Below are 13,765 nucleotides of genomic sequence, written 5' to 3'. Positions count from 1 at the left end.
TTGTGGTCAATCCCTCGGTTCGTTCCTCACTTACCGATCCCTTTTCTAAGGGATAACTTAGTTTTGTGGAGAATCCAGTCTTGGAGATTCAGAGGCCATAGAGCTTAGAGCATAGGGCTAGCTTCGCGATGGTTGGGAGTCCGAAGTGGGGAGTGCAAGGAACTGAGAACGGAGGGCAGAGAGCACTGAGCACAGAATGGGGAGTGCAGAGTGCGGAGTGCACTGAGCACTGAGCACCCTTCAGATATGTCCAGGTATTCCCGCTGTATTTGAACCTACAAAATTTATCCTGGTATCCGCACAGGGTATTTGGCACAGAATTCGCGGAAAACCGTTAGTGTCGAGCGGTCACCCAAGCATGACCCCCGACGAAAACAAGAACCGGACCGATCCTAACCCCCCAAACATGAGTCCGGTGACCATAAACCCTCCAAGCCCATCGGGCCCGTTTAGTTGCGGGCCCATTTTTTTTAGAACTTGTAGGCAAGTCCTAGCGAGTAAGTTGGCGCAACTTTCACAAAGTCTTGAGCGCGATTTCGGCCTCCGGAGATAGTAAAGGCAATTTGCTGGTTATCGGGACCGAACTTAAGAGAAACGTTAAATTCCTCTCCGTATCCGTTAAAGGTATCTGCCCCGCCAAGGTCAGCGCTGACTGCGTATAATGTTCCGCTACCAGAAAGGGAGAGCAAGCCTCCGTCCCCTTTCAATAAATCTTTAAATGCAATGGTCAAGCGTGGGCGCACCACCCATCTTCGCAGCTTGTCTGGATCGGGTACACCTTCGATGCGCTTGAAGAAGATGCCGCCGAGTTGGATGCCGAGGTTGATGGTCATTGTGTCATCGACTTCGTCTCCGGGTATAAAACCCTTTCCATCAACTCGTCGGTCTCCCCATTTGTAGCCGATATCGTAAAGGACTGATTGTTGGCGAGCGTGTTGAGACGTGTCAATATTGACGGCTCGAGTAGAAATGGTGCCAGGTATGCTCCAAACGTTTGTTACGCCCGCGAACCCGAGAGAAATTCGCGACTGTTTGTCGTGGCTGAGTTCGGTCAGCACTCCGTCCAGACTGAAATCGTAATAGCTTCGTTCTCCCCTGAAAATAGCCGTTTGGAATGAATTGGCGACTCCCTTATAGGTGATAGCGAACTTGGTTCTTTGACCGGTTGCGGCGGGGCTACCGGTATCAATAAGTTTTGTATCCTGTTTTGCAAAGTCGGTACTCGCAGAAACCGCTCCGCGCCCGGTGAGCGAAAGGGGGTCCTTGTGCTTAATCGTATCGCCAGCAAGTTCAACCTTAACGTATTTTTTGGGGCTCATAAAGTATTTGAGCTCGAAAGTAACTTCGTAGGAAGCGTTTATGCTGTTGGATAGGGCCTCATCTTGATTCGTTCCCTTGGTGGATGGCAAAACCAAAACGATAGACTTTTTGTCCTTTGAAAGGAAAGGTCGGATCGGCGTCGTGTAAGCCATTTCATAGTCGGTTCTCCTGATAGTAAAAAGTCCTCGACTGTCGACACCACCAAGAGTCCCGTTCTTGACAATATCGGTCAATAATTTCGAGATCTCGGAAACTTTGAGAAAGTTCTTCTTCATGTTCTCATGGATCGCTAGAGAAAGTGCTGAAATCTTAATTTCGATGCCAACGAGAGGCTCGGTAGGCACTGTTCTCAAAGTTACTGAGCTACTACTTGACTGTGTCTGATCAATGCCGAAAGAATTGACTTCGGATTTGGACGAGACTGGCTTGCCCCGAGCAAACCAGACCCGACTAAAACTCGCGCCGAGGTCGGCTTCCTGAGCCATTACCCACGAAGGAAACACGCAACATGTTGCGATCAAAAGTGTTCGACTGTGATTCATATCTTAGCCTGTCACCTATACAGGTGATAAAGTGATAATAATGACCACGGTAAAAGGTTGTCAATAAAGACTTTTCCCCACTTACGGAGCTATGCTGAGGTATTCGTCCCACTGCGTCGCCTGGGCGAACTTCATGAGCTGATAGTCCGACGCACTAGACGCAAATGTCGAGCCGGCCGAAAAATCAATGGAGATTCCGGCGCTGTTGGGTGAATTACTGTTATGACCCTCCCAAACTACAGCGTTAGCCAGCGCGGTCTTCACGTTGGCAGTGGCGGTGAGTACCGACGGAATGGTCGTATTGGCTTCTAGGTTCAGACAAACATCCTTCAGGTCGCGATAGACGCGAGCGGAGGTCGGGCTGTAACTTTGCGCTGTGCTCCTCGTGGTTTGGATCGCGGTCGTGAGACTGCTCGCATTGTTGGTTAATTCGATGCCGAGGCTGCTAACCGCGGACGCGAGGGCGGGCAACTGGCTGGTATCAATGACGCTCTGCGTGATCTTCTTGCTGGCGTACGAGGACACCGCGAGCATGCCATCCACGAAGGACTTCGAGAGATTGCGGGCGCTTTCGTCGGGCGTGTCGCGGAAGGGCGCGAAGACGAGGTCATAAGGAAGACCTTCGGCGGGCGGGCTCTCCTCGCTACCCACAACGTAATCGGTGTTGTCCTTGATCTCGTAGGCAATTTCGGCCATCTGCATGAGGCTGGCGTCCCAAGAGATGATGTCGAAATGTTCGGAGCCAAGGGCTTGGCTGAGTTCCCAGATCTGAATCGACGTGCCCATTTCGTCGTCGTAAGAGACGGCGCGGGTGAGGTCGAGGTTGCCAAGCGACCTTCGCCAGCCGTTGCCGTGGTTCCAGATGATGAGGCAATAATGGTCGGCGGGGAAGTTGGCTTTGCCCCACGTGATGAAGTCGTGGAGGGTTTGGGCGGAACCCATGTCGACAGTCGTGCCCATGTCCTGCAGGAGCGTCGAATTGATGTTGTTAGAGAAGTCGGAGGCAGCCAAATAGCGGCGGGTTCCGTTAAAGGTTCCGCCGGTGAACTGGGCCGGGTACTGCTTCCACTGGACCACGAAACGGACGTCAGGATTGCTGGCGACCTTTTCGATTTGGTTCATGTTTAGTACCGAATACTGCTGCAAATCGTTGGCCGCATTCATATAGACGAGGATGGTCCACTTGCCGTGCGTGACGTTCGGCGCGGTATTGGTGACGATGGCGGAACCCAGGCGGCCATTGGTGTAGGTGGCGCGGACGCTGCCGGTGGCTTCGGCATTTGCGGTGTAGTTGCCGTCGGTCGTGATACTGCCGATGCCCCCTAGGACGGACCAGGTGATGGAATCGGGCGTGATGAAGGTTTTGACGCCGTTGGGGTCTTGGCCGTAGGCTCGAAACTGCTGTCCTCGGCCGACCTCGACGCTGGCTTGGCTGGGTGAAACGGCGATGGAATCGACTGAGTTGCCAACGGCGCTCTTGATCTCGACTTGACCGCCGCTGATCGTGAAGGGGACGACGAGTTCGCCGGTTTGGGTTCCGCCCGCGTTCGCGCCGGAAAAGAGCTGGGACTCAAGAAGATAGTTTCCGTTGGCGAGTTCGATACTGGTCGACTCGATGGGCGCCGTCACGTTTTGAATGATGACGGTGGTGACGGGGAGGCCGGCGCTATCGTAAATGTTGACCTTCTGCGAGGCACCGTCGATCTGGCCGAGCGCTTGATAGTTGGTCCAGTTCGTCGTGTAGACCAGACCGCGGATTCCTCCACCGGAGCCGCCACACGACAGCAGGGTCATCAGCAGGCAAAGAAACGCGAATAGAACAGGAAGCCGACGCGACATTACCAATTAGGATATTGCAAGTGGGCCGCCAATTGTGCTGTATTTACGATTGGTCCTAAGGAGCTCCCTCAAGGAATTCATTCCATTGGGTCGCCTGACCGAGTTTCAGCAGTCGATAATTCGCGGCTTGGCTGGAAAATGCAGACGCCGTCGAGAAGTCAATCGCAAGTCCGGTGCTAGCCGGGGAAAGCGAATTGTGGCCGGCCCAAACGATCGCGTTCGAGGCAGCGGACTTGACGCCTGCGGTGGCCGACAACACGGAGGGTATCGATGTATTCGCCTCCAGCTTTAGACAGAGGTCATAGAGATCGCGGTAGTAGCGAGAAGAAGAGACATCAAAACTTGCGGCGTTCGCGCGAGCAAATTGGATGGCGGACGTTAGACTCGACGAATTGTTCTTCAGTTCGGTCCCTAGCGTGCTGACAGCACTTGCCAAGGAATTGAGCTGACTGGTATCGACCACACCTTGCGTGATTTTCGAGGTGTTGTAGAGCGGAACCGCCAGCATTCCATCGACAAACGACTTGGAGAAGGCCCTCGGCGTCATGTCCGGATTGTCGCGGAGAGGTCCGAAGACCAAGTCATAGGGATAGCCTTCGGCGGGGGTCAGCTCTTCGCTGCCGACGTAATAGTCGCAGTTGTCCTTAACTTCGTAGGCTACTTCGAGCATCTGCATGTCGCAGGCGTCGCAGGCGAGAATGTCGAAATGTTCTGACCCAAGGGCTTGGCTCAAGTTCCAAATCTCAATTTCGCTTTGGGCTTGGTCATCGTTCGAGATCGACTGATGGATGGCTTGGGAACTAGAGGGTGGGCCCTGCCATCCGCTACCGTGATCCCAAAGAATGAGACAATAGTGATCGGCGGGGAAGTTTGCCTTGCCCCACGTAATGAAGTCGTGCAGGGTTTGGGTCGATCCCATGTCTACGGACGTTCCCATGTCTTGAATGAGGGTGGAGGCGATGCTGCTGGTTTGGTCGGGAGCGACCAAGTAGCGGCGGGTGCCGTTGAAGGTTCCGCCGGAGTACTGGGCCGGGAATTGCTTCCACTGAACGACGAATCGGACATCGGGATTGTCGGCGACCCGTTCCATCTGATTCATGTTGAGGAACGAATACTGCTGAAGACTATTCGCGCTGTTGAGGTAGACCAACACGGTCCATTTCGAGTGTGTCGTGACGGCCTGGGTACCGGTGATAACGGCCGATCCGATGGGGCCGGTAGTGTAGGATGCGCGGATGCTCCCCGTTCCGATCGCATTGTCCGTAAAGTTTCCGTCTTGGGTAACGGTTCCAATTCCGCCGAGAACCGACCAAGTGATCGAGTCGGGAGCGATGAAGGTCTTTTGGGAGGAGCTATTCACACCAAATGCCCGAAACTGCTTGCCCTTGCCCACTTGAATGCTTGCCTGATCGGGCGAGACTCCGATATTGGCGATAGGATCGCCGACTGCGCTGCTGACAGTCGTGCCCCTGCCATTGGTGATACTGATGGGGACTTCGAGGATTCCGGTTTGAACTCCGCCAGCGTTTGGTGCCGAGAACAGTTGGACCTGAAGCGTGTAGTCTCCGTTTGCGAGGTCGAACGTGGTGGACTCGACCGGAGCCGCAACGTTCTGGAGAATGACGGAAATGACAGGGAGTCCAGCCGAGTCGAGAACATTGACGCGCTGAGATTGGCCGGTGATTTGACCGGAAGTGAGCCGGTGAGACCAATCCGTCGTGTATTGTAATCCGGCCGAACTAGAGCCTCCTCCGCCCCCACACGAAAAGAGGGTGAGGCACAGCAGGAAGAACATGATGCCGGAGACTCGGGACATATTCACCTAGAATAGTTCAGGTTGTCGTTCCGACGACATATGAATCGGAGAAGTTTTGGGTAGAATATGGGTTCTTCTGTGGCTGTCTACTTGTAGGCATAGAAATTTCTTGGCGTTTTTTGCCATAATTTCCAATTGCGCCTTGTCGCCGCTAAGTGTCAGGAGATTGAGAACATGCAAGTTATCGTAAAGACTGGTGGAAAGCAGTACACCGCCTCGAAAGGCGACGTTTTGATCGTCGAGAAGCTTGAGGGCGAAGCCGGGACCAAGGTTGAACTGACGGAAGTGGTTGCGGTCGTCGATGGCGACAAGACGAAGGTTGGCAGCCCGTTCGTAAAGGGCGCGAAGGTCGTTGGCGAAATCGTTCGCCAGGGCAAGGCCAAGAAGATCAACGCTTTTAACTACAAGCCGAAGAAGAATGAGCGCAAGCGATGGGGACATCGCCAGCCTCAGACTCACGTTAAGGTCACCGACGTGGTGGCTGGGAGCTAAGAATGGCACATAAAAAAGGTCAAGGTTCAACTCGAAACGGTCGCGATAGCAATTCGCAGCGGCTTGGTATCAAGAAGTACGGCGGCGAAGTCGTCAAAGCCGGTTCGATCATCGTTCGACAGCGCGGTACGCAGTTTCACCCAGGTCCGAACGTCGGTCTTGGTCGCGACTACACGATTTATGCACTGATCGACGGTCAGGTGAAGTTCGAAGGTCCGAAGAACAAGCGACGAGTCGCGGTTTACGCCCACCAGTAAGGGATTTGTGAAAACGCCCCGCTCGATTTGAGCGGGGCGTTTTTTTTGTGCTTACTGATCATAATGTGCCTGTGTTGCGTTGGATGCGAGGATTCATTGGGGCATTGATGGTTGCTACCATCTTCTTTCAGGCAAGGGCGCAAAGCTCATTTCTGCCGAAAAAGGCACAGCAAAAGGATTTGTGGGCGATCGCAACAATCGACTCCAAGATCGGAAGGGGCTTCGTCCGATTTCTGCAGAATCCGTCTCGGAAGAAGAAGGACTACCCGTGGCTCGTGATGGTCAGCCTGAAGTACAAGGGGGCGTTGCCCACCAAGGAGGAACTGGACTTCTACGGCAAATTGGAGGACCAAATGGAGAAGGCCGAGAAGCAAGGGAACCTTTTTCTCGCCGCATGCATTACCTTGGGCGGTCGCCGAGATTGGCTCTTATACGAAAAGAAGCCGAAGGACGCAGTCTCGTTGGCAAAGGCTCTGCAGGCTTACAAGCCAAAAATCGAATATCGCTACCAACCCGATTGGAAAGAGTACGAAGCGATCGTGAAAATGAGGCAAAAGATTTAGGAGCCTCTATTCTCGTATGGCTCGGCGGCACGGGCAAGTCAGCGTTATGACTAAGCCTGCGAATGGGCTTCGCCTGGGTCGCCCCGATTCGCTACGCTGCTCGGGGTCTTCGACTTCGCTCCTTGGACTTTTTTGGCTACGGACTACTACCCAGCCCTTCGGGCTGGGCTAATCTGAAACGGGCTTACAGCCCTAAGCTGGACGGGGTACATGAGGCCCTCTCACTTTCTTCAATTTTGACGGATATCGCCCCACAGGTCATAGCGCTGAATCGTCGTTGTTGACTAGGTATTTCGTTCGCAAACGATTTTTGTTTGCAACTTCGCGACGCAGTTCTCGTAGACGTTTGTAGCATTTGTCAGATTTGTTGTGATATCATACATTTCATACAAATCAACCATGGGGAAAAAGTGCGTGAAATTTGACGAAGCATTCTACGGGTCGGCGACGGTCGGGGACCGAGGCCAGGTCGTTATTCCGGCGGAGGCCCGCCAGGAATTGGGGATCGAACCCGGAGACAAGATTCTCTTTATGCATCACCCAATCCATGAGGGACTCATGATTTTCAAGATCGACGCGGTGAAGGATTTTTTGGATGAATTCACTGCGAGTGTCCAGAAGTTAGAGGCAAAACTTGCCGCCGAACAAGAATGATTACGTTTAAAGCTCTATCCATTGCTCTGTCACTGCTTCATGGGGGTAGCGACGCCCTCACCGTCAACCAAGCGGTCCAGATTGCAATTCAAAACTCCTATGCGGTGAAGAACGCGCAGGAGACTGTTGAAGACAACGAACAAAAAGTGCGAGAAGCGAGGGGGAGCTTTGGACCTAAACTTTCCACCAGCTACCAATATCTTCGCAATGGCCACGAGTCCAGCGGCATGATCGGCGGTAACACGATCGTTTTCACGCCGCTCGACATGAATACTTGGACCAACTCACTGACGATGCCAATCGACATTGCGGGGGTTTGGAAGTCGAACCTGAAGTCGGCCCAAGCCGGCGTCGAGGCGTCGCGAAACACGAAGACGGCTTCGATCAACGACTTGAAGCAGAACGTGCGCAAGGCATATCTCGCCGTGCTGCGAGCCAAGGGGCTGGTGGATGTGGCCAAGCAAGCCGTGGTGAACATCGTCGCTCGCGTCGATCAGGCTCAGAAGCAGTACGACCAAGGCACGATCGCCAAGATCGACCTGACCCGGTTGCAGGCTCAAAAGGTTTCGGCGGATTCCGACGTGATCACGGCGGAGAACTCGCTTCAGGTTTCCAAGCAAGCGCTGAACCTTGCTCTTTCTCGACCGATCGAAACCGAATTCGACGTCTCAGAGTTGGATTCGACTCCGATGATCGACGTGGCCCAGGACAAACTGATTGCTTACGGGATCGAAAATCGTCCGGAGGCGCTGTCGCTCGGAAACACGATCAAAGCGCTCCACGCGGCGCGGGCTTATGCGGGACAGAGCCTGTCTCCCTCGTTGAACCTGTCGATCACGAACCAACAGAACTTGGACCCCGTTGGACTCAACCCGCAACGCGAATCCAACACTACCGTACTGCAGTTGTCGGTGCCGATTTACGACTCGGGTGTGGCCCGGGCGAGGATGAAGCAAACCGACTCGACGATCCATCAGACGGAGAACAATCTCGACGCTTTGAAGCTGTCGATCTCGCAAGAGGTTCGCACGGCTCTGACGAATATGACCAATGCTCTGGCGCGCAAAAAGGCGGCCGAAGAGCAGAACGACTTGGCAAAAGAGGTCGTGAGAATCGCTCGGATTCGCCGCGACGCAGGGGAAGGAACGGTGCTTGAGATCATCGACGCCGAAACCACCTGGGTGAGCGCGCAGAACAATCTGATCAACTCGACCTACGACTATCTGTCGGCGTTCGCCGATCTGCAACGAGCAGTCGGAACGGACGACGTCGAAACAACCATCAAGCAATACCAGGAAGAGCAAAGAGGGAAGAAGTGAGGAAATTTGGCATTTTTGCCTTAGTAATTGCAGTCGGACTCGGGGCGTCCGGCTGTGTGGACCGGAAGGCCCAGGCGGCGGCGAAGGAAACAGCGACGATCGTCAACGATCCGGTTCGCGAAGTCGCCGTGACGCCGGTCTTGGTTCAGGACATTCAAGACCTGATCGAGATCAACGGTGAAATCGCAACCAGCGAGGACGCGCAGATCAGCGCGCAGTCGTCGGGCAAGATTTCGGCAGTTTTCGTGAAAGAAGGCGACGTGGTTTCGACCGGTCAGGTCGTGGCGACGCTGGATTCGGAGAATCTGCAGAACCAGGTGAGCCAGGCGCGAGCCGGTTTATCGAGCGCTCTTGCGCAACTGAGCCAAGCCAAGAGCAACGCAGCGCTGACACCATCGCGGTCAGAGGCGGCGGTGAAGCAGGCGGAAGCCGCCCTTCGAGGGGCGAAGGCCGGCTTGCAGAAAGCGCTGAACGGCTCGCGAACCGAAGAGCGACAGCAGGCGGAGAACAACGTTGCGTCGGCGAAGAGCAACTACGAGACCGCGAGGAAGAATTTGGACCGAACCCGCAAGCTCGTGAAAGAGGGTGCGTTGGCCGAATCTCAGCTCGATACGGCGCAGACTTCGTTCGATACGGCGGCGACGCAATATGAGAACTCGGTCGAGGCTTTGAAGCTGGTGCAGAACTCGGTTCGACAAGAAGACATCGAGGCGGCACGCGAGCAGGTGCGACAGGCCGAGCAGGGCGTCGAATCTGCAAAGGCGAGCAAGAAGCTCGACGTGACGCTGGGCGACCAGGTTTCGGCGGCTCAGGCTCAGGTCCAATCGGCCCGGGCGCAGGTTGCGGTGGCGGAGAAGAACCTCCGCGAGGCATCGGTTCGATCTCCGTTTTCCGGTCGTGTGTACGGCAAGCCGCTTCAGGCGGGCGTGGTCGTCAGCCCCGGCACTCCGATTGCGCGAGTGGTCGGCGGTTCGGGCGTTTACTTCGACGGCCAAGTGCCGTCGGACAAGATGGCTCGCGTCGAAGTTGGCACGTTGGTTTCGATCAGCGTGGATGCGCTCGCAGGAAAGACTTTCACCGGCCATGTCGTTGCGGTTAGCCCGCAAGGCGACAACGTCGGACGACTTTTCAATATCCGCATTCAGTTCGACAACGCCAGCAATCTGATCAAGCCGGGCATGTTTGCCAAAGGGCAGGTTCAGTTGGGCGAGGTCAAGGGCGCGATGCTGATCGACCAGGGATCGATCCTCACTCGTGAGGGTCAGAAATATGTGATGGTCGCCGAGGGCGACAAGGCCAAGAAGGTCAACATCACGACGGGAATTCGTCAGGATTCGAAGGTCGAGGTCCACGGACTCACCAACACGGCCAAGGTCATCTCGCGTGGCCAGGACGGGTTGGTCGATGGATCGAAGATCAAGGTCGAAGCCGATAACAAGGGTGCCTAATGAACATTACGAGACTCGCTCTTTCGAGACCGGTTCTGATCTTCATTCTCGTCGTTTCGGCGATTCTGATCGGAACCATCTCGTTCAAGAGCATGCGGAAGGAAAACAATCCGGAGGTCAACTTTGGAACCATCACGGTCACCACGAGTTACCCCGGAGCTGGTCCCGACGACATCAACCAGCTCATCACGCGTAAGGTCGAGGAAGCCGTTTCCGGCGTCAGCGGCATTCGCGAGATTCAGGGGCAGTCGCAGGAAGGCATTTCGGCCGTCATCATTTCGCTCGAATTGGGCGTGAATACGGACGTTGCGCTGAACGACGTGCGAACGAAGGTCGACTCGATCGTCAACAGCCTGCCGAAAGACGCGCTGAAGCCGACGGTTTCCAAGTTCGACAACTCGGCCCAGCCGATCTTGAACCTAGCAGTGAGTAGCGAAGGACGCTCCAGTAAGGAGCTTCGCGACTTGATCGAAGATAAGATCGTCGATAAGTTCAGCCAGGTCAACGGCGTCGCGACGGTCAACGTCAGCGGCGGCGACGTGCGCGAGATTCAGATTCGGCTGAAGAAGGAAAAGCTTCTACAGTACGGTATCGGCGTCACGGACGTGCTGAACGCGGTTTCGGCGGCGAACGCGAACATCCCGGGCGGTAAGTTCGTTTCGGGCGGACGCGATATCTCGGTTCGTGTGAAGAGCGACTTCACCAACATCGATCTGATCAAGCAGGTCGTGGTTAAGGTTTCCGACCCGGACAACCCGCAGGCCAAGGCGAAGCAGGTTCCGATTACGGACCTCGCTGACGTGGTGGACACGGTCAAGGAGCGAACCCGTATCGCGCGTCTGAACGGCGTGGACACGGTCGCGCTTTCGGTTCAGAAGACGAAGGAAGGCAACACGCTTGAGGTCAATACGGCCATCAAGGCGATGATTCCGCAGATCGAGAAAGAGTACAACATCCACTTCAAGACCCAGTACGACGAGTCGACGCTGGTCGAAGAATCGTTGAACGACGTCACGTTCTCGCTGGTGTTCGGCATCATCCTCGTTGCGATCATCGTGTACTTGTTCCTGCATAACTTCAGGGGCACGTTGGTGGTTGCGCTCGCGATTCCAACGTGTTTGTTTGTCGCCTTCATTGCGATGAAGGCGGTGGGCTTTACCGTCAACTCGCTCTCGATGCTGGGTATGTCGCTCGCGGTCGGCGTGTTGGTGGACGACGCCATCGTCGTCTTGGAAAACATCTTCCGGCACTTGAAGCTGGGTGAGGACCCGCGCGATGCGGCGGTGAACGGTCGAATGGAGATTGGTACGGCGGCGCTGGCAATTACGCTCGCGGACGTCGTCGTCTTCCTGCCGATCGGCTTTGCAGGTGGTATCGCGGGCCAGTTCTTCAAGCCGCTGGCGATCACGTACGTGTTCGCGGTTCTGACCTCGCTCTTCGTTTCGTTTACGTTGACACCGCTGTTGGCGGCGCGATGGTTCAAGCGCGGCGAGGATATGGAGCACGCTCAGGGGCGGTTCGCCATCGGATTCGAAAAGCGATTCTCGAATCTGGAGAAGCGGTATCGTAGCATCCTCGAATGGGCGTTGAATCATCGTTGGTTCACGTTCATTGCGGGTAACACAGTGCTGATCTCGGTCTTCATGTTGATCGCGGGTGGTGGTATCGGCCTGGGGCCGAAACTGAACCCGGGAGCAGCCATTCAAGCTGGCATGGGTCCGATGATGATGTACATCATCGTTGGTGCGCTCGCGGTCGTCTTCAACCTCTTGTTCTACCGACGGTTTACGCTTCGTCCGCTTTGGGGTGGCGCCCTGTTCGGTCTGACCTTCCCGGTGGTCGCGATCATCGGTATGTTCTTCGGCCATTGGAAGCAGGAGTCTGTCTTTAAGTTCGGCTTCTTGCCGCCGACCGACCCGACGCAGGTCCGGGCGACGATCGAACTTCCGACCGGTGCGAGCCTGCACGAGACGGATTTGGTTGCACGCCAAGTCGAAGCGGCGTTCATCAAGAACCCGGACGTGGAGTTCACGCTTTCGGAAGTCGGCAAGCAGTCGGGTTCGGCGTTTGGCGGCGACACTTCGTCGTCGAACTTCGCCGAGGTCACTGGTCGTCTGTACGACCGACGGTCGATCCTGGATAAGGTCACGCGAAACCCCGAGAAGCTTCGCGACGACAAGGCTCCGACCATCGTCGCTCAGTTGACCCGCGAGGTTGGCGCGATCCCGGGGGCTTCGATCCATATCGCCGGCGTTTCGAACTTCAACTTCGGACGAGCGGTTCAGATCGCTCTGCAGTCCGACGATCGAGAGGCGCTGACGAAGACGGCGGCGGACATCCGCGACAAGCTGGCAAGTGGTGCCATCGCGGGCGTTTTGAACCCCGAGGTCAGCGTGAAGAACGGTAAGCCTGAGCTTCAGGTCCACCCAGACTTCCGCAAGTCGGCCGACTTGGGCATGGATGCAACGACCATCGGTGGTGCGCTCCGAACCTTGTATCAAGGCAACGACGACAACAAGATGCGCGTCAATGGCCGTGAGTACACGGTGCGGGTCATGCTGGACTATACGGATCGAGACAATCCGGCGACGATCAACACCGTTCCGCTGAAGTTCAACCAGGGACGACCGGTCTATATTGGCCAGTTGGCCAAGGTGGACGAAGAGCCGGGTCTGACGGCGATCAACCGCCGCGACCGATCGGAAGAGATTCAGGTTACGGCCGACATTCTGCCGGGCTACTCGAACGGTGTCGTGGTTGGAAACATTTCCAAGTGGATCCAAGACAACCATCTGGTTCCGTCCACTGTTCGGTTCAAGATGCTCGGCGAGCAGGACGCTCAGGCCCGCGAGTCGGTGTTCTTGATGACGGCGTTCTTCATTGGAATCTTCGCGGTGTACGCGGTTCTGGCCGCGCTGTACAACAACTGGCTGTATCCGATGATCATTCAGTTGGCTCAGCCGCAGGCGATGGTCGGCGCGTTGCTGGCCCTGATCCTGCTCGACCAATCGTTCAGCGTCATCGGCTTCCTCGGGGTTATCGCCCTGGTGGGCCTGGTCGGCAAGAACGCGATCCTGCTGGTGGACTACACGAATACCTTGCGGGAACGTGGGAGGAACCGGCACGACGCGATTGCGGAAGCGGGTCCGACGCGACTGCGCCCGATCATGATGACGACGCTGGCGCTGATCTGCGGATCGTTGCCGGTCGCCATCGGCTTGGGTCGGGGCTCGGAGTTCCGGCAGAGCATCTTCATCATCATCATCGGCGGCATCATCTTGTCGACGTTGCTGACGCTGGTGGTCATCCCTTGTTCGTACACGATCTTCGACGACCTGTCGAACCTGTTTGCGAAGTGGATGCGAAAGCCATTGCCGTTCGGTGGTCCGGGTGGATTCCAGCCGGGCGCTCCGACAGAAGAGCCGGACGAACCACCCACCGATCCGGTCGAAGAAGTCGCGCACTAAGCGAGTGCGACATCGAATAAGCCTCGGGAGTTATCTTCCGGGGCTTTT

10 protein-coding genes are annotated in these 13,765 nt (G+C 55.8%); 7 read left to right on the top strand and 3 right to left on the bottom strand.

Annotated features, from left to right (window positions below; all coding sequences use genetic code 11):
* Positions 1-470: 470 nt before the first annotated feature.
* The 3 genes from GC165_17040 to GC165_17030 form a co-directional block, all read right to left on the bottom strand.
* Complete coding sequence (locus GC165_17040; protein MBI1334577.1) at positions 471-1,805, bottom strand: hypothetical protein; 1,335 nt, start codon at positions 1,803-1,805, stop codon at positions 471-473.
* Between the two features lie 138 nt (positions 1,806-1,943).
* Positions 1,944-3,701 carry a hypothetical protein gene (locus tag GC165_17035; protein MBI1334576.1) on the bottom strand — a complete coding sequence of 586 codons (1,758 nt, stop codon included), beginning with the start codon at positions 3,699-3,701 and terminating at the stop codon, positions 1,944-1,946.
* A 55-nt stretch (positions 3,702-3,756) separates the two neighbouring features.
* Positions 3,757-5,517, bottom strand: coding sequence for a hypothetical protein (locus tag GC165_17030; protein MBI1334575.1), 1,761 nt, complete (start codon positions 5,515-5,517; stop codon positions 3,757-3,759).
* A gap of 174 nt (positions 5,518-5,691) precedes the next feature.
* Here GC165_17030 and rplU point away from each other — a divergent pair, with 174 nt between their 5' ends.
* The 7 genes from rplU (at position 5,692) to GC165_16995 (ending at position 13,717) form a co-directional block, all read left to right on the top strand.
* Positions 5,692-6,009: a 50S ribosomal protein L21 gene (gene rplU, locus GC165_17025; GenBank protein ID MBI1334574.1), complete on the top strand. Its 318-nt coding sequence runs from the start codon at positions 5,692-5,694 to the stop codon at positions 6,007-6,009.
* A 2-nt stretch (positions 6,010-6,011) separates the two neighbouring features.
* Positions 6,012-6,266, top strand: a complete 255-nt coding sequence (locus tag GC165_17020; protein ID MBI1334573.1) for a 50S ribosomal protein L27 — start codon at positions 6,012-6,014, stop codon at positions 6,264-6,266.
* Between the two features lie 71 nt (positions 6,267-6,337).
* Positions 6,338-6,829, top strand: coding sequence for a DUF695 domain-containing protein (locus GC165_17015; GenBank protein MBI1334572.1), 492 nt, complete (start codon positions 6,338-6,340; stop codon positions 6,827-6,829).
* A gap of 399 nt (positions 6,830-7,228) precedes the next feature.
* Positions 7,229-7,483, top strand: a complete 255-nt coding sequence (locus tag GC165_17010; GenBank protein ID MBI1334571.1) for an AbrB/MazE/SpoVT family DNA-binding domain-containing protein — start codon at positions 7,229-7,231, stop codon at positions 7,481-7,483.
* Positions 7,480-8,802 (top strand): hypothetical protein, encoded by a 1,323-nt coding sequence (locus tag GC165_17005; protein MBI1334570.1) that lies wholly within the window; start codon positions 7,480-7,482, stop codon positions 8,800-8,802. Before GC165_17010 ends, GC165_17005 begins: the two co-directional genes overlap by 4 nt.
* On the top strand, positions 8,661-10,250 hold the full coding sequence (locus GC165_17000; protein MBI1334569.1) for an efflux RND transporter periplasmic adaptor subunit: 1,590 nt from the start codon (positions 8,661-8,663) through the stop codon (positions 10,248-10,250). Before GC165_17005 ends, GC165_17000 begins: the two co-directional genes overlap by 142 nt.
* On the top strand, positions 10,250-13,717 hold the full coding sequence (locus tag GC165_16995; protein ID MBI1334568.1) for a hypothetical protein: 3,468 nt from the start codon (positions 10,250-10,252) through the stop codon (positions 13,715-13,717). Before GC165_17000 ends, GC165_16995 begins: the two co-directional genes overlap by 1 nt.
* Positions 13,718-13,765: the final 48 nt, after the last annotated feature.

This window comes from Armatimonadota bacterium, from assembly GCA_016125185.1.
Classification (GTDB): domain Bacteria; phylum Armatimonadota; class Fimbriimonadia; order Fimbriimonadales; family Fimbriimonadaceae; genus Fimbriimonas.
The sequence above is the reverse complement of the archived record's forward strand: the minus strand, read 5'-3'. Positions and strand labels throughout refer to the sequence as shown.